This window comes from Streptomyces sp. NPDC088147 (assembly GCF_044741565.1).
In the GTDB taxonomy this organism is placed as follows: domain Bacteria; phylum Actinomycetota; class Actinomycetes; order Streptomycetales; family Streptomycetaceae; genus Streptomyces.
Window position 1 is genome coordinate 80,248 of sequence record NZ_JBIUSY010000012.1, and the last position, 15,947, is coordinate 96,194.

The following is a 15,947-nucleotide window of genomic DNA, read 5'->3' on the forward strand; positions in this document are numbered from 1 at the left end:
AGAACGTCCGAGCCTCTGACACCATGGATTCCGTGAGCTTCCCCTATGACGCCCCAGTTTCGCAGACGCTTTTCGACCGTGCGGCCCTCGTGACGCCCGGCGGCGTGAACTCTCCCGTCCGTGCCTTCCGCGCGGTGGGCGGTACGCCCCGGTTCATGGTGTCCGGTAACGGTCCATACCTCATCGATGCGGACGGTCGTGAATATGTCGACCTCGTATGTTCTTGGGGGCCGATGATTCTCGGTCATTCCCACCCGGAGGTCATCGAAGCGGTCCAGGCCGCGGTCGCCCGCGGTACGTCCTTCGGCACGCCCGGTGAGGGCGAGGTGGCGCTCGCCGAGGAGATCGTGGCCCGGGTCGGCCCCGTCGAGCAGGTGCGGCTCGTGTCGTCCGGGACCGAGGCGACCATGTCCGCCATCCGGCTCGCCCGCGGTTTCACCGGGCGCGCCAAGGTCGTGAAATTCGCCGGCTGCTACCACGGGCATGTCGACGCGCTGCTCGCCGCGGCGGGCTCCGGGGTCGCGACCCTCGGGCTGCCCGACACCCCCGGGGTGACCGGCGCGCAGGCCGGGGACACCATCGTCCTGCCGTACAACGATCTCGATGCCGTGCGCCGTGCGTTCGCCGCGCACCCCGGGGAGATCGCCTGTGTGATCACCGAGGCGTCGCCCGGCAACATGGGCGTCGTGCCGCCCCGGGACGGGTTCAACGCGGGGCTCAAGGACATCTGCGCCGCCGACGGCGCGCTCTACATCTCCGACGAGGTGATGACCGGGTTCCGTACGTCGAAGGCCGGCTGGTACGGCGTCGACGGTGTCGTGCCCGATCTGATGACCTTCGGCAAGGTCATGGGCGGCGGGTTCCCGGCCGCCGCGTTCGGCGGGCGCGCCGACGTCATGGGGCGGCTCGCCCCCGCGGGCCCCGTCTACCAGGCGGGCACGCTCTCCGGGAACCCGGTCGCCACCGCCGCGGGCCTCGCGCAGCTGCGGCTGCTCGACGACGCGGCGTACGCGAAGATCGACGCCGTCTCGCGGCAGATCCAGGCGCTGGTGACGGAGGCGCTCAGCAAGGAGGGCGTCGCCCACCGCGTACAGACGGCGAGCAACATGTTCTCCGTCTTCTTCACGGCCGACGAGGTCCGCGACTACGAGGGCGCCAAGAAGCAGGAGTCGTTCCGCTTCACGCCCTTCTTCCACTCGCTGCTGGCCGACGGCGTCTATCTGCCGCCGTCCTCCTTCGAGTCCTGGTTCGTCTCCACCGCCCACGACGAGCGCGCGATCGAGCGGATCGCCGCCGCGCTGCCGGCCGCCGCCCGCGCCGCCGCCGAAGCGACCGCCCCTGAGCCCACCGTCGCCGGGACCCGCGCCGCCGAGGCCAGTGCCCCCGAGCCCACCGACCCGGAGAACGCCGCATGAGCACGAGCGAAGAGACCACCGTCGTCCATCTCGTGCGCCACGGCGAAGTGCACAATCCGGACGGTGTCCTCTACGGCCGACGCCCCGGCTACCACCTCTCCGAGCTGGGCAGGCAGATGGCCGACCGGGTCGCCGAGTACCTCGCGGACCGTGACATCGCCTACGTCGTCGCCTCCCCCCTGGAGCGCGCGCAGGAGACCGCGGCCCCCGTCGCGAAGAGCCACGGGCTGACCCTCGACACCGATGACCGGCTGATCGAGGCCGCGAACGTCTTCGAGGGCAAGGCCTTCGGGGTCGGTGACGGCGCGCTGCGCAGGCCCGGGAACTGGAGGTATCTCACCAACCCGTTCCGGCCGTCCTGGGGCGAGCCGTACATCGAGCAGGTCGTACGGATGATGGGCGCGCTGAACGGCGCGCGCGACGCCGCCCGCGGGCACGAGGCGGTCTGCGTCAGCCATCAGCTGCCGATCTGGATCGTGCGGAGCTTCGTCGAGCGGCGCCGGCTGTGGCACGACCCGCGCCGCCGGCAGTGCACGCTCGCGTCCCTGACCAGCTTCACCTATCAGGGCGACAAGATCGTCTCCGTCGGCTACTCCGAGCCCGCCCGTGATCTCGTCCCGGCCCACCTTCTCGCCGGCGCCCGGCCGGTCAAGGGTGGGGCCAAAGCCTTCGGCGCCTGAATGCGCGGGAACGGGCGCGCGCTCGTGAAGTGCACTCGCTCGTGAACTGTGCGCTCGTGAACTGTGCTCGCTCGTGAACTGTGCGCGCTCGTGAACCGGCGCTCGCTCACGATCCGCTGATCACTTTCTGTCATATCTACCGATACATCAGTGAAGATCGGTAAAGATATGACAATTACAGGAACCTCCCTGTTCGCTCACTCATCTCTCGTGTTGCCGCTTGTAAGACTTTTACGAGCGGCATACGCACCAGACGAGCGCGGATGGGAACGGTATGCGCGACATCAGCCGAAGGAGCCTGCTCGGAGCGGGAATGGGAGCGGCTGCCGCGATCGGGGTCGCGGGCTGCTCCACCGGCGAGAGCGGTTCGGTCCGGCACACGGATGTGGGCAAGGGCGGCGGGAGCGGAGGCGCGACGGGCAGTGCGCGCCCCCTCGGTAAGGAGGCCCGGCTCATAGGGGACGGTTCCACTTCCGACACGGGAAAGCAGCCGCACCAGCCGGCCGCCCCGGTCCCCCTGGAGCCCGGCCAGACCCCGCCGCAGTTCGTGGTCTTCTCCTGGGACGGAGCCGGCGAGGTCGGCAACGGTCTCTTCCCGCGCTTCCTGGAGCTCGCCAAGAACCACGACGCGGCGATGACCTTCTTCCTCTCCGGCCTCTATCTGCTGCCCGAGTCGAAGAAGACGCTCTACCGCCCGCCGAACAACCCCGTCGGCGCCTCGGACATCGGCTATCTCACCGACGGCCATATCAAGGACACCCTCAAGAACGTCCGCCAGGCGTGGCTGGACGGCCATGAGATCGGTACGCACTTCAACGGGCACTTCTGCGCCGGCTCCGGCTCTGTCGGCGACTGGACCCCGCAGCAGTGGCGCAGCGAGATCGACCAGGCTGTGTCCTTCGTCACCGAGTGGCGTACGAACAGCGGCTGGACCGATCTCGACCCGCTGCCCTTCGACTACCGCAAGGAACTGATCGGCAGCCGTACGCCCTGTCTGCTCGGCCAGGAGAATCTGCTGCCGACGGCGAAGAAGCTGGGCTGGCGGTACGACGCGAGTTCGCCCGGCGGTACGCAGCGGTGGCCGGACAAGAAGAGGGGGATCTGGGATTTCCCGCTCCAGCAAGTCCCGTTCCCCGGGCACAGCTTCGAGGTCCTTTCCATGGACTACAACATTCTGGCGAATCAGTCGAGGAATTCGACGAACGGTATGACCTCGCGTTACGCGGAGTGGCGCAGGCAGGCCACCGACGCGTATCTCGGCGGTTTCAACCGTGCCTACGAATCGAATCGGGCGCCGTTCTTCATCGGCAACCACTTCGAGCAGTGGAACGGCGGGATCTATATGGATGCCGTGGAGGAGGCGCTGAAGGGGATGGCGGGCAAGAAGGACGTACGGCTCGTCTCGTTCCGGCAGTTCACCGACTGGCTCGATGTCCAGGACCCCGCCGTACTCGACAAGCTCCGCACATTGGAGGTCGGCCAGGCCCCCGCCGGCGGCTGGAACGCATTCTTCAAGGCATGAGCCTGAGAAGGCCGCCTGAGAAGACGGCCACGGCTGAGAGGGCTGCCTGAGAAGGCTGCCTGAGCGGACTGTTTGAGCGGACTGTTAGAGCGACCGCCCGAGCGGATCGGCGCGCGGACCCCCGGCTGTTGCCCGTACGCGGCTCTTTACAACGGGCTTTACGGGCAGCCAGGGGGGTGCGCAAGATCCCTGAATCGCCCATGCGAAACTTTTCACATGAACTCAGGCCGCGCTCCCCGACGCCGCTCCGAGCGACGATTCCGCGCCCTCCCGCCGGTTGTCGTCGGCGTGGCGGCCCTGACGCTCTCGGCCTGCGGGGGCGGCGGCAAGTCCGGCGGCGGCGGTGACACCAACTTCGTCACGAACACGGGTGGCATCTCCACCGTGGCGGCAGCCGACCGCAAACCCGCCAACCGGCTCTCCGGCGAGACCCTGGAGGGTGAGCAGCTCGACGTCGCCGACCTCAAGGGCAAGATCGTCGTGATGAACGTATGGGGCTCGTGGTGCCCGCCCTGCCGCGCCGAGGCCCCGCACTTCGCGAAGGTCGCCAAGGAGACCGAGTCGAAGGGCGTGGCGTTCGTCGGGATCAACACCCGGGACGCCAACAAGGGCCCGGCGCTCGCGTTCGAGAAGGACTACGCCGTCCCCTACCCGAGTCTGTACGACCCGACGGGCAAGCTCATCGTCAACGGCTTCCCCCGGGGAAGTCTCAACCCGCAGTCCATCCCCTCCACGATCGTGCTCGACCGGGACGGGAAGATCGCGGCCCGCGCGCTGATGGCGCTCGACGCGGAGAAGCTGCGCAAGATGATCGACCCGCTGATCGCGGAGAAGTGATCCCGTGCAGGTTCTCGCCGCGGTCCCCGGCATGAATGAGACGGTCTACAGCGGAGCGCTGCTGATCGCGCTGCCGATCGCCCTGCTGGGCGGGCTCATCTCCTTCTTCTCGCCGTGCGTGCTGCCGCTCGTGCCCGGCTATCTCTCGTATGTCACCGGCGTCAGCGGCACCGATCTGGCGGAGGCCAGACGCGGCCGGATGGTCGCCGGAGCCTCGCTCTTCGTCGTCGGCTTCACCGCGGTCTTCGTCTCGGGCGGGGCGCTGTTCGGCTTCGCGGGCGAGACGCTCCAGGAGCACCGCGCCATCCTCTCCAAGGTGCTCGGCGTCCTGATGATCGTCATGGGCGTGTTCTTCATGGGGATGATGCCCTGGCTCACCCAGCGCGAATTCCGCTTCCACAAGCGCCCGGTGACCGGCCTGGCGGGCGCGCCGCTGCTCGGCGCCCTCTTCGGGATCGGCTGGACGCCCTGCCTCGGGCCGACCATCTCCGCGGTGAACGCCCTCGCGTTCGAGCAGGCGAGCGCCGGCCGGGGGGCCATACTGACCGTCGCGTACTGCCTCGGTCTCGGAGTGCCGTTCGTGCTCGCGGCGGTGGCGTTCCGCAAGGCGCTCGGGGCGTTCGGCTGGATCAAGCGCCATTACGTATGGGTGATGCGCATCGGCGGCGCGATGATGATCCTGACGGGTCTGGCGCTGCTGACCGGCGCGTGGGACAGCCTCGTGCAGTCCATGCAGACCTGGACCAACGGCTTCACGGTGGGGATCTAGTTCCATGAGCAAGGCGTCCATGAACGACACCGGGACCGGCACCCCGAGCGTGGCCGGGACCGGCGACGACAGCGGCAGCGGCACCGCCGCGCAGGCGGCGGCGGACACGGCGAGCACCGCCTCCGACGCCCGCGCCGTCTCCGAAGCCTCCGACGCCCGCGGCGCCTCCGAAGCCTCCGATGCCCGCGCTGCCTCCGCCGCCTCCGACGCCCGCGACGCGCGCGAACTCGGTGACGCCGGGTCCACCCTCTCCACCGCCCCCCGCGAGGAGCGCGAGGACACCGTCATCGGCGGCCCCACCCTCGGGATCGTCGGCTGGCTCCGCTGGTTCTGGCGCCAGCTCACCTCCATGCGCGTCGCGCTGATCCTCCTCTTCCTGCTCTCCCTCGGCTCCATCCCCGGCTCGCTGATCCCGCAGACCGGCATCGACGAAGTGAAGGTGCAGGACTTCAAGGAGCGGCACGAGACGCTCGCGCCGATCTACGACAGCCTCCAGCTCTTCCACGTCTACAGCTCGGTGTGGTTCTCCGCGATCTACATCCTGCTGTTCATCTCCCTCATCGGCTGTATCGTCCCGCGCACCTGGCAGTTCGTCGGCCAGCTGCGCAGCCTGCCGCCGGGCGCGCCCAAGCGCCTCGACCGCATGCCCGCGTACGCGACGTGGCGCACCACGGCCGAGCCCGAGGCCGCCCGCGAGGCCGCGCTCGCGATCCTCAAGAGGCGCCGCTTCCGGGCCCATACGGTCGGGGACGCGGTCGCCGCCGAGAAGGGCTATCTCCGTGAGGCGGGCAATCTCGCCTTCCACATCGCGCTGATCGTGCTGCTGGTGGCCTTCGCGAGCGGGCAGCTCCTCAAGTCCGAGGGCGGCAAGCTGATCGTCGAGGGCGACGGCTTCTCCAACACCCTCACCCAGTACGACGACTTCAAGTCCGGCTCCCTCTTCAACACGGACGAGCTGGCGCCGTTCAGCTTCACCCTGGACGCGTTCACGGGAACGTACGAGCGCAGCGGGCCGCAACTGGGCACCCCCCGGACCTTCAAGGCCGACGTCCGCTACACCACCGACCCGGCCGGTCCGGAGAAGAAGGCCGTCATCGAGGTCAACAAGCCCCTCGACGTCGACGGCTCGAAGGTCTACCTCATCGCCCACGGATACGCCCCCGTCGTCACCATCAAGGACGGCCGCGGCAAGGAGGTCTTCCGGGGCGCGGTCCCCCTCCTGCCGATCGACAACAACGTCTCGTCCACGGGCGCCATCAAGGTCATGGACGGCTACCGCGACAAGAACGGCAAGAAGGACCAGCTGGGCTTCGCCGCGTTCTTCGTGCCGACGTACGGCGGGAAGGGCTCGGGGCAGATGTTCTCCCGGTTCCCCGCGCTCGACTTCCCGGTGCTCAACGTCGGCGCGTACCACGGCAGTCTCGGGGTCGACTCCGGGCTGCCGCAGAACGTGTACCAGCTGAACACCGACAAGATGAAGGCGTTCAAGGACGCCAAGGGCGATGTCCTGAAGAAGACCCTCCTGCCGGGCGACTCGCTCACGCTGCCCGACGGCGCCGGCTCCATCACCTTCGAGAAGGAGGTCAAGGAGTGGGCGAGCTTCCAGATCACGCATCAGCCCGGTGATTCCTGGGCCCTCGCCGGTGCGATCGCCGCCATCGCGGGGCTGGCCGGCTCGCTCTTCATCCAGCGGCGCCGGGTCTGGGTCCGGGCGGTACGGGGCGCCGACGGCGTCACCGTCGTCGAGATGGCGGGACTCGGCCGCAGCGAGTCCGCCAAGCTCCCCGAGGAACTGGCCGAACTGGCCGGCACCCTCCATTCAGAGGCGCCCAGCGCGCCTGATCCCGCAGAAAAGACTGTTGAAGGGGCTGAGAAGTGAATCTCGCCGCCACAGCAACCAATGAGAGCCTGGCACAGACCAGCAATGTGCTGATCTATTCGGCCATGGCCGTCTACCTGCTGGCCTTCTTCGCGTACATGGCCGAGTGGCTGTTCGGCAGCCGCAGCAAGGTCGCCAGGACCGCCGCCGCGCTGACCGGCGGCGACCGGAAGTCCGCGGCGGCGCCGGTGACGGTACGGTCCGCGCGGGAAGGCGGTTCCACGGCCGTCCTGGAGCGGCCCGAGGTCATCACCCGCTCCGCGAGCGGCACCCGCGACCTGCCCGACGGCCCCGGCGCGGCCGGCGGTGACGCGCAGGGCGATCTGTACGGCCGGATCGCCGTCTCGCTCACGGTCCTCGCCTGGGGCATCGAGGCGGCCGGGGTGGTCACCCGCGCGCTGTCCGTGCAGCGGGCGCCGTGGGGCAACATGTACGAGTTCAACATCACCTTCACCACCGTGGTCGTCGGTGTCTATCTCGCGCTCCTGGCGCTGCGGAAGAACGTCCGCTGGATGGGACTGCCGCTCGTCACCGTGGTCCTCCTCGATCTCGGGCTCGCGGTCACCGTCCTGTACACCGCCAGCGACCAGCTGGTTCCGGCGCTGCACTCGTACTGGCTCTGGATCCATGTCTCGACGGCGATCTTCTGCGGCGCGGTCTTCTACGTCGGCGCGGTCGCCACGCTGCTCTATCTCTTCCGTGAGCGGTACGAGTCGAAGCTCGCCGCCGGCCTCAAGCCCGGCGCCTTCGCCACCTCGGTGATGGAGCGGCTGCCGGCCTCGGCGTCGCTCGACAAGTTCGCGTACCGCGTCAACGCGGCGGTCTTCCCGCTCTGGACGTTCACGATCATCGCGGGCGCGATCTGGGCCGGCGACGCCTGGGGCCGCTACTGGGGCTGGGACCCCAAGGAGGTCTGGTCCTTCATCACCTGGGTCGCGTACGCCTGTTACCTGCACGCCCGCGCCACCGCCGGGTGGAAGGGCCGCAAGGCCGCCTATCTGGCGCTGGTCGCCTTCGGCTGCTGGCTCTTCAACTACTACGGCGTGAACATCTTCGTCACGGGCAAGCACTCGTACGCGGGGGTGTAACGCGCGTACACCGGTGCAACTCCGGGGCACTGGACACAACTTCCGTACGCCATGTGCATCCCGCGTACACCGGATACATCAAGAGGCGCCCTCCGCGGTATTGACTCCGCGTAGGGCGCCCCTGTATGTGCGCATGTCCGATGGGTGTATGTCCGTCCGAAGGGGCGGCTGTCAGGGCTTCGGCGGGGTGTCGTCCGCGCCGCCGCCCTTCTCACGCCGCTCGATCTCCTCCTCGCGGCGCCTCAGATCCGCTTCCCACTGCGCGAGATGAGCGGAGTCCTCGTCGCTTCCCGCCACGTCCTTGGCGTTCTTGACGTCCCTGACGTTCTTCTCGTCCTTGAGGGAGTTGAGGAACTCCGGGTTGTCGTCGGGCGCCACCCAGCCGCCTCCACGGCGCACCGCCGTCGTCCGCTCCCGGCCCACGATCAGCCACGAGATGGAGCCGACCAGAGGGAAGAGCAGCACCAGAATCGCCCAGATGGGCTTGGGGAGGTACCGGATCTCCTTCTCATCGGTGGTGATGCAGTCGATGAAGGCATAGATGCTGAGAGCCAACGGCACCAGAAGCATCAGCACCCGAAGCATGGAGGTCCCCTTTTTAGTGGAGATCGAGTTTTTGGTGGAGATCGTGGTGGAGATCGAGACCGGGTCGGCGGCCCCCTGACAGCACCAGGGTAACGAGTAACCGATCAGACCCGGTCCCGGACGGTCAAGGGGTCTTCTCGTGGGACAGGGCTCTTCCCGCCGCACGCCGGTCCCGTCCGCACGCCGGTCCCGTCCGCACGCCGGTCCCGTCCGCACGCCGGTCCTGTCCGTACGCAGGCCCTGTCCGGTCGGTAAGCCCCCGGCGGACCGCGCCGGGGAGGATGACACACTGGAGCGCATGGCTTACGACGATCTCCGCTCGCTGCTCCGGGCGCTGGAGCGCGAGGGCGACCTCAAGCGCATCAAGGCCGAAGTCGATCCGTACCTGGAGGTCGGGGAGATCGTCGACCGGGTGAACAAGGCGGGCGGGCCCGCGCTGCTCTTCGAGAACGTGCGCGGCTCGGCGATGCCCCTCGCCATGAATGTGTACGGCACGGACCGCCGGCTGCTGAAGGCGCTGGGGCTCAAGGCGTACAGCGATATCAGCGACAAGATCGGCGGACTGCTCAAGCCCGAACTGCCGCAGGGCTTCATCGGCGTGCGCGAGGCGTTCGGGAAGCTCAGCTCCGTGGCGCACGTACCGCCGAAGAAGATCAAGGACGCGCCCGTCCAGGAAGTGGTCCTCACCGGCGACGACGTCGATCTGGACCAGCTGCCCGCGCTGTTCACCTGGCCCGAGGACGGCGGCTCCTTCTTCAACCTCGGTCTCACCCACACGAAGCACCCCGAGACCGGCGTCCGCAACCTCGGTCTCTACCGGCTCCAGCGCCATGACCGGCGCACCATCGGGATGCACTGGCAGATCCACAAGGACAGCCGCAACCACTACCAGGTGGCCGCCAAGCGCGGTGAACGGCTGCCCGTCGCGATCGCGTTCGGCTGTCCGCCCGCCGTGACGTACGCCTCGACGGCCCCGCTGCCCGGTGACATCGACGAGTACCTCTTCGCGGGCTTCGTCCAGGGCCGGCGCATCGAGATGGTCGACTGCAAGACCGTCCCGCTCCAGGTGCCCGCCAACGCCGAGGTCGTCATCGAGGGTTGGCTCGAACCGGGCAGGATGCTGCCCGAGGGCCCGTTCGGCGACCACACCGGTTTCTACACTCCGCGGGAGCCGTTCCCGGCGCTCACCATCGACTGCGTGACGATGCGGAAGAGGCCACTGCTCCAGTCGATCGTGGTCGGCCGGCCGCCGACGGAGGACGGGCCGCTGGGGCGCGCGACGGAACGGTTCTTCCTGCCGCTGCTGAAGATCATCGTGCCGGACATCGTGGACTACCACCTCCCCGAGTCGGGCGGCTTCCACAACTGCGCGATCGTCTCGATCGACAAGAAGTACCCCAAGCACGCCCAGAAGGTGATGCACGCGATCTGGGGCGCGCACATGATGTCGCTGACCAAACTGATCGTGGTCGTCGACGCGGACTGCGATGTGCACGATCTGCACGAGGTGTCCTGGCGGGCGCTGGGCAACACCGACTACGCGCGCGACCTCACCGTCGTCGAGGGCCCGGTCGACCATCTCGACCACTCCTCCTACCAGCAGTTCTGGGGTGGCAAGGCGGGGATCGACGCGACGAGGAAGCTCCCCGAGGAGGGGTACACCCGGGACGGCGGCTGGCCGGAGATGGTCGAGTCCGACCCGGAGACGGCGGCGAAAGTCGACCGCCGGTGGAGGGAGTACGGGCTGTGACGAGCGCAGCGGCGGCGGTACCGCAGCCGGGCAGGACCAGGGCTTTTCTGCGGCTGGTGATGATCGAGCACTCGGTCTTCGCGCTGCCGTTCGCGTATATCGCCGCGCTGACCGCGATGTTCCAGCTGGACGGGAACGTCCACTGGGTCCGGCTGCTGCTGGTCACCATCGCGATGGTCGGGCTCCGTACGTTCGCGATGGCATGCAACCGGATCATCGACCGCGAGATCGACGCGCGCAATCCGCGGACGGCGGGGCGCGAGCTGGTGACGGGCGCGGTCTCGGTGCGCTCCGCGTGGACGGGCGCGCTCGTGGCCGTCGTCATCTTCCTCGGGGCCGCGGCGGCGCTCAATCCGCTCTGTCTCGCCCTCGCGCCCATCGCCGTGATCCCGATGGTCGTCTATCCGTACGGGAAGAGGTTCACCAACTTCCCGCACGCCATCCTCGGCCTCGCCCAGGCCATAGGCCCGGTCGGCGCGTGGCTCGCGGTCACCGGCAGCTGGTCGTGGGACGCGGTGATCCTCGGGCTGGCGGTCGGTATCTGGATCGGCGGCTTCGACCTGATCTTCGCCTGCCAGGACGTCCAGGCGGACCGCGCGCACGGCGTGCTGTCCGTACCGGCGCGCTTCGGCATCCCGGCGGCGCTGTACGGGGCGCGGGCCTGCCACGCCGTGACCGTGGCGCTGCTGGTCTGGTACGCGCTGGCCACGGACGCCGGAGCGTTCTTCTGGACCGGGCTGGCCGTCGTCGCCGGGGCGTTCCTGTACGAGCACACGATCGTGAAGCCGGGCGATCTGTCGCGGCTGAACCGCGCGTTCTTCAGCGTGAACGGCTTCATCGGGATAGCCCTTTTCGTGGCCGCGCTGCTGGATCTCGTGGTGCGGGGCCTGACGCTGTAGGGCGGCCGGTGCCGGCCGGTGTCCTGCGCTCAGCCGCTCAGCCGCTCAGTCGCTCAGCCGCTCAGCCCCGGGCCGTTATTCGCTCGTTCAGCGGGGGCTGCCTGCGGAACAGGAACGCGGCCAGCACCCCGCCGATCAGCCCGAAGAGATGGCCCTGCCAGCTGACCGCCGAGTTGGTCGGCAGGACGCCCCACAGGGCCGAGCCGTAGAACGCGAGGACCAGCAGACCGGTCACGATGTCCACCGCGTTGCGGTCGACGAAGCCCCGCACCAGCAGATAGCCGAGCAGCCCGAAGACCACACCGGAGGCGCCCGCCGTGACCGTGTGGTCGGCGGCGGTGAGCCAGACGCCCAGGCCGCCGACGACCATGATCGTGAACACGACGGCGGCGAACCGCCGCAGGCCGGTCAGCGCGGCGAGGAAGCCGAGGATCAGCAGCGGCACGGAGTTGGACACGAGATGGTCGTAGCCGTGGTGCAGGAAGGCCATCGGGATCACATCGCGCAGCTCACCGACGTCACGCGGGCTCAGTCCGTACGTACTGAGCGAGCCGGTCGGGCCGTTCACCGCTTCGAGCACCCAGAGCAGCGCGACCCAGCCGATCATGACGGCCGCGGCCGGCTTCATCCGTGAGGTCCGGCTCCGTGCGGTCGGGCCCGCGGGTGGTCGGGCGGTCGGATACGGCATCGGGGCCCCCTCTGGTCACTGCTCGTCCGCATTCCCGAGGTTCTGTGCCCCGTGAACGTCCGGGGTACGGTCATCGGTTCCTGCCCCGGCCCGCCGGATAGGCTCGGATCCGTGAAGCCCGGATCGTACGAAGACCAGCACAGCCCGCGACAGCCCCGGCGGCCCTGGGTCGTCGGCGTCTCGGGAGCGTCGGGGACGCCGTACGCCGCGGCCGTGCTGCGCGGGCTGCTGGACGCGGGCGAGCGCGTCGATCTCGTGGTCAGCCGGGCGTCGCGGCTCACCCTGCTCGACGAGACGGGCATCGCCTTCAGGGACGCGCGCTGGCGGGACGATCTGCGCACCTGGCTGGCGCGCGGCGCGGACGGCAAGCCGGACACCTTCGACGTGAAGCTGAGCCGGGACCCGGACGCGGACGACGTACGGCACTGGCCGGCCGGAGATCTGGCGGCAGGCCCCTCCTCGGGCTCGTACCCCGTGAAGGGGATGCTGATCGTGCCCGCGTCCACGGCGAGTGTGGCCGGGGTGGCGCTCGGCCTCTCGAAGGATCTGCTCCAGCGCGCGGCGAGCGTGACGCTGAAGGAGCGGCGGACGCTGGTGGTCGCCCTGCGGGAGACGCCGCTCAACGGCCAGACGCTGAGACATCTGGTGACCCTGGACGAGGCGGGCGCCGTGGTGCTGCCCGCCTCTCCGGCGTTCTACGCGGGCGCGACGCATATCCAGGACCTGGTGGACTTCGTCGCCGGGCGGGTCCTGGACGCGGCAGGGGTGCCGCACCGGCTGTACCGCCGTTGGGAGGGGGAGCTGGGCGGCGCTCGCGGTGACGACCAGGTCGATCAGGTCGACCACGTCGACTAGGTCGACCGGGACGAGGACAGGCCGCCGAATCAAATATTCGTAGGGTTTGAGCCCTGCATGCCTTAGATTCTATATATAATCTTGTGGGATTGCTGAATAATGGAAGGCTTCAGGCATATGGACGCCGTGGATAGGCAGCTCATCCAGGCCCTCAGAGAGAACGGCAGAGCCTCGTACGCCGAGCTCGGCAGGCTCGTCGGGCTCTCCGGGCCCAGCGTCACCGACCGCATCAACCGTCTCGAAGCGGCGGGCGTCATCACCGGCTACCGCGCCACGGTCGACTCGGCCTCACTGGGCCTCGGCGTCACCGCGCTGATCGGGATCTCGCTCTCCGACGCCGCCGACCACGAGGACGTGGCCCGCCGGATGCGCGACCTCGGGGAGATCGAGGACTGCTGGTTCATCGCGGGCGACGACTCGTACATGCTGAAGGTCCGCGCGAGCGACGTGGACGGCCTGGAGAAGACGATCGGCCGGCTGAGCGGTACGAAGGGCGTCTCCCGGACCCGTACCACCATCGTGCTCTCCACCAAGTGGGAGAACCGGGTGGGGGAGTTGCCCGAGGAGATGTGACCCCGGCGGGTCCGTCCGGCCGGGAGCACAGGACCGGAAGCGCGGACACCGGAAGCACAGACACCGGAAGCGCGGACACCGGAAGCACAGAAGCGGAAGCGCGGAACCGGAAGCGCGGAAGAAGAGGAAGAGGAAGAGGAAGCGACTGTGCGTATCGTCCGGCACCACGAGTACGGCCCGTCCCGGGTGTTGCGGACCGAGAAGGCCGACCCGCCCGCCCTCGGCCCCGAGGACGTGCTCGTCCGCGCGGAGGCCATCGGTGTCGACCACGCCGACGTACAGCGCCGCCTCGGCACCTTCCCGCTCGGCGCCCCGCCGCTCCCGTACTGCCCGTCCACGGATGTCGCGGGCGTCGTGGTCGGGACCGGCGACCGGGTGACCGGGATCGGACCGGGACAGCGGGTGGTCGTATGGAAGGCCCGTGACGCCTATGCGGAGTTCGTCGCCGCCCCCGCCGCGCGTGTGCTGCCGCTGCCGGACGGCCTCGGTTTCGCGGAGGCCACCCTGCTCGGCTCCACCGGCCGGATCGCGGTGCATCTGCTCCAGACCGCGCGGGTGGCCGCCGGTGAGACGGTGCTGGTGCACGCGGGCGCGGGCGCGATCGGTCATATCGCCGTACAGGCGGCCCGTGCCCTGGGCGCGGAACGGGTCATCGCCACCGCCGGGTCACCGCGCAAGCTGGACTTCGTCCGCGCGCTCGGCGCGGACGCGGCCGTCGACTACACCGACCCCGACTGGCCCGCGCGGGTCCGTGACGCCGCCGGACCCGAGGGTGTGGACGTCATCCTCGACGGCGTCGGCGGCCCCCGGCTCCTCGACGGCGTCCGGCTCCTCGCGCCGTACGGACGGCTCGTCTTCTACGGCGCGTCCGGCGGCGACAGCGAGCAGCCGGCCATCCCGGTCATGGATCTGCTGGGCATGCGGCAGGTGACGGGCTTCAGCATGCCCACCATGCTGCGCGACAGCCCGGCGCTCGCGGAGGAGGGCGTACGGCTGCTGTTCCGGCTGATCGGGGACGGATCCGTACGGCCGGTGATCCATGAACGCGTGCCGCTCGACGAGGCCGCCCGCGCCCATGACCTGCTCGAACAGCGCGTCAGCATGGGCCGCGTCGTTCTCGTTCCGTGAGGGGCGTAGTCTCGACTGGCACGTTGTGGCGGACATTTCGGCAGAGACAGCAGAGATAGTGGGAGGCGGCCTGATGACTGCATCTGTTCAGGATGCGGGTCTCAAGCGCGAGCTGGAGGCGAAGATCCGGGCCGGCGAGCGGCTGACCCGCGAGGACGGCATCGCGCTGTACGAGTCGGACGATCTGGCCTGGCTCGGCGGTCTCGCCCATGAGGTGCGTACCCGCAAGAACGGTGACGTCGTCCACTTCAACGTCAACCGTCATCTCAATATGACGAACGTGTGCACCGCCTCCTGCGCCTACTGCTCGTTCCAGCGCAAGCCGGGCGAGAAGGACGCGTACACGATGCGCATCGAGGAGGCCGTCCGCCTCGCCAAGGCGATGGAGGGCGAGAACCTCACCGAGCTGCACATCGTCAACGGCCTCCACCCGACGCTGCCGTGGCGCTACTACCCGCGCTCGCTCAGCGCGCTGAAGGAAGCCCTCCCGCAGGTCTCCCTCAAGGCGTTCACCGCGACCGAGATCCACCACTTCGAGACGATCTCCGGCCTGTCGGCCTCCGAGATCCTCGACGAGCTGATCGAGGCCGGTCTCGAGTCGCTGACCGGTGGCGGCGCCGAGATCTTCGACTGGGAGGTCCGGCAGCACATCGTCGACCACAACACCCACTGGGAGGACTGGTCGCGCATCCACCGGCTCGCGCACGAGAAGGGGCTCAAGACCCCGGCGACGATGCTGTACGGGCACATCGAGGAGCCCCGGCACCGCGTCGACCATGTGCTGCGGCTGCGTGAACTCCAGGACGAGACCGGCGGTTTCCAGGTCTTCATCCCGCTGCGCTACCAGCACGACTTCGTGGACATGAAGGACGGCAAGGTCCGCAACCGCCTCCAGGCCCGCACGACCATGGCCACGGGCGCCGAGGCACTGAAGACCTTCGCGGTCTCCCGGCTGCTGTTCGACAACGTCCCGCACGTCAAGGTGTTCTGGGTGATGCACGGCGTGCAGACCGCCCAACTCGCCCTCCAGCACGGCGCGGACGACATGGACGGCTCGGTCGTCGAGTACAAGATCACGCACGACGCGGACAACTACGGCACGCCCAACAAGCTCGGCCGCGAGGATCTGCTCGACCTCATCCGCGACGCGGGCTTCCGGCCCGTCGAGCGGAACACCCGGTACGAGATCATCCGCGAGTACCCGGGCCCCGACGCCGACCGACGCGAGTCCCCGCAGCCCATGCGGGTCTGAGCGGGCGCACGGGCCGGGGAGAAACAC

General features: G+C 69.0%; 14 protein-coding genes and 1 pseudogene. 13 read left to right on the forward strand and 2 right to left on the reverse strand.

The genetic code is table 11. The features are described from left to right. Positions 1–23: 23 nt before the first annotated feature. The 7 genes and pseudogenes from hemL to ccsB form a co-directional block, all read left to right on the forward strand. A pseudogene (gene hemL, locus ACIOGX_RS34770) lies at positions 24–1,337 on the forward strand (glutamate-1-semialdehyde 2,1-aminomutase); the annotation flags it as partial. Positions 1,338–1,411: 74 nt separating this feature from the next. After that, positions 1,412–2,095, forward strand: a complete 684-nt coding sequence (locus ACIOGX_RS34775) for a histidine phosphatase family protein (RefSeq protein ID WP_401768951.1) — start codon at positions 1,412–1,414, stop codon at positions 2,093–2,095. A 274-nt stretch (positions 2,096–2,369) separates the two neighbouring features. Then, on the forward strand, positions 2,370–3,617 hold the full coding sequence (locus tag ACIOGX_RS34780) for a hypothetical protein (protein ID WP_356516737.1): 1,248 nt from the start codon (positions 2,370–2,372) through the stop codon (positions 3,615–3,617). Positions 3,618–3,833: 216 nt separating this feature from the next. Further along, the gene (locus ACIOGX_RS34785; RefSeq protein ID WP_401918708.1) at positions 3,834–4,454 is read left to right on the forward strand and encodes a TlpA family protein disulfide reductase; all 621 of its coding nucleotides are present in this window, start codon (positions 3,834–3,836) and stop codon (positions 4,452–4,454) included. Between the two features lie 31 nt (positions 4,455–4,485). Further along, positions 4,486–5,223, forward strand: a complete 738-nt coding sequence (locus tag ACIOGX_RS34790) for a cytochrome c biogenesis CcdA family protein (RefSeq protein ID WP_356516891.1) — start codon at positions 4,486–4,488, stop codon at positions 5,221–5,223. 4 nt (positions 5,224–5,227) lie between these two features. Beyond that, complete coding sequence (locus tag ACIOGX_RS34795; RefSeq protein ID WP_401918710.1) at positions 5,228–7,102, forward strand: cytochrome c biogenesis protein ResB; 1,875 nt, start codon at positions 5,228–5,230, stop codon at positions 7,100–7,102. Continuing rightward, positions 7,099–8,190: a c-type cytochrome biogenesis protein CcsB gene (gene ccsB, locus ACIOGX_RS34800; protein WP_356516731.1), complete on the forward strand. Its 1,092-nt coding sequence runs from the start codon at positions 7,099–7,101 to the stop codon at positions 8,188–8,190. The genes ACIOGX_RS34795 and ccsB overlap by 4 nt, the downstream gene beginning before the upstream one ends. Before the next feature lie 171 nt (positions 8,191–8,361). Here ccsB and ACIOGX_RS34805 read toward each other — a convergent pair whose 3' ends face one another. Beyond that, positions 8,362–8,775, reverse strand: coding sequence for a PLD nuclease N-terminal domain-containing protein (locus tag ACIOGX_RS34805; RefSeq protein ID WP_401918712.1), 414 nt, complete (start codon positions 8,773–8,775; stop codon positions 8,362–8,364). Positions 8,776–9,073: 298 nt separating this feature from the next. Between ACIOGX_RS34805 and ACIOGX_RS34810 the strand changes: the two genes are divergently transcribed. Next, positions 9,074–10,525: a menaquinone biosynthesis decarboxylase gene (locus ACIOGX_RS34810; RefSeq protein WP_356516728.1), complete on the forward strand. Its 1,452-nt coding sequence runs from the start codon at positions 9,074–9,076 to the stop codon at positions 10,523–10,525. Further along, positions 10,522–11,424, forward strand: a complete 903-nt coding sequence (mqnP, locus tag ACIOGX_RS34815; protein WP_356516726.1) for a menaquinone biosynthesis prenyltransferase MqnP — start codon at positions 10,522–10,524, stop codon at positions 11,422–11,424. The genes ACIOGX_RS34810 and mqnP overlap by 4 nt, the downstream gene beginning before the upstream one ends. Positions 11,425–11,485: 61 nt before the next feature. On the opposite strand, the gene ACIOGX_RS34820 is transcribed toward mqnP, so the two are convergent. Beyond that, positions 11,486–12,052 carry a rhomboid family intramembrane serine protease gene (locus ACIOGX_RS34820; RefSeq protein WP_401918715.1) on the reverse strand — a complete coding sequence of 189 codons (567 nt, stop codon included), beginning with the start codon at positions 12,050–12,052 and terminating at the stop codon, positions 11,486–11,488. Positions 12,053–12,223: 171 nt separating this feature from the next. Here ACIOGX_RS34820 and ACIOGX_RS34825 point away from each other — a divergent pair, with 171 nt between their 5' ends. From ACIOGX_RS34825 to mqnE, 4 genes are all read left to right on the forward strand, one after another. After that, positions 12,224–12,967, forward strand: coding sequence for a UbiX family flavin prenyltransferase (locus tag ACIOGX_RS34825; RefSeq protein ID WP_401918717.1), 744 nt, complete (start codon positions 12,224–12,226; stop codon positions 12,965–12,967). Positions 12,968–13,084: 117 nt separating this feature from the next. Next, the gene (locus ACIOGX_RS34830; RefSeq protein WP_129773177.1) at positions 13,085–13,540 is read left to right on the forward strand and encodes an Lrp/AsnC family transcriptional regulator; all 456 of its coding nucleotides are present in this window, start codon (positions 13,085–13,087) and stop codon (positions 13,538–13,540) included. Positions 13,541–13,687: 147 nt separating this feature from the next. Beyond that, entirely contained in the window at positions 13,688–14,668 is a 981-nt protein-coding gene (locus tag ACIOGX_RS34835; RefSeq protein WP_401918719.1) for a zinc-binding alcohol dehydrogenase family protein, read from the forward strand. A gap of 73 nt (positions 14,669–14,741) precedes the next feature. Beyond that, positions 14,742–15,920, forward strand: a complete 1,179-nt coding sequence (gene mqnE, locus ACIOGX_RS34840; protein ID WP_356516718.1) for an aminofutalosine synthase MqnE — start codon at positions 14,742–14,744, stop codon at positions 15,918–15,920. The last annotated feature ends 27 nt before the right edge of the window (positions 15,921–15,947 follow it).

Bases quoted from the DNA above. Each gene is read 5' to 3' on its own strand.
- ACIOGX_RS34830 (WP_129773177.1), top strand. From the start codon at position 13,085: ATGGACGCCGTGGATAGGCAGCTCATCCAGGCCCTCAGAGAGAACGGC.
- ACIOGX_RS34805 (WP_401918712.1), bottom strand. From the start codon at position 8,775: ATGCTTCGGGTGCTGATGCTTCTGGTGCCGTTGGCTCTCAGCATCTAT.
- ACIOGX_RS34790 (WP_356516891.1), top strand. From the start codon at position 4,486: ATGAATGAGACGGTCTACAGCGGAGCGCTGCTGATCGCGCTGCCGATC.
- mqnE (WP_356516718.1), top strand. From the start codon at position 14,742: ATGACTGCATCTGTTCAGGATGCGGGTCTCAAGCGCGAGCTGGAGGCG.
- ACIOGX_RS34810 (WP_356516728.1), top strand. From the start codon at position 9,074: ATGGCTTACGACGATCTCCGCTCGCTGCTCCGGGCGCTGGAGCGCGAG.
- ACIOGX_RS34775 (WP_401768951.1), top strand. From the start codon at position 1,412: ATGAGCACGAGCGAAGAGACCACCGTCGTCCATCTCGTGCGCCACGGC.
- ACIOGX_RS34795 (WP_401918710.1), top strand. From the start codon at position 5,228: ATGAGCAAGGCGTCCATGAACGACACCGGGACCGGCACCCCGAGCGTG.
- ACIOGX_RS34780 (WP_356516737.1), top strand. From the start codon at position 2,370: ATGCGCGACATCAGCCGAAGGAGCCTGCTCGGAGCGGGAATGGGAGCG.
- ACIOGX_RS34785 (WP_401918708.1), top strand. From the start codon at position 3,834: ATGAACTCAGGCCGCGCTCCCCGACGCCGCTCCGAGCGACGATTCCGC.
- ACIOGX_RS34820 (WP_401918715.1), bottom strand. From the start codon at position 12,052: ATGAAGCCGGCCGCGGCCGTCATGATCGGCTGGGTCGCGCTGCTCTGG.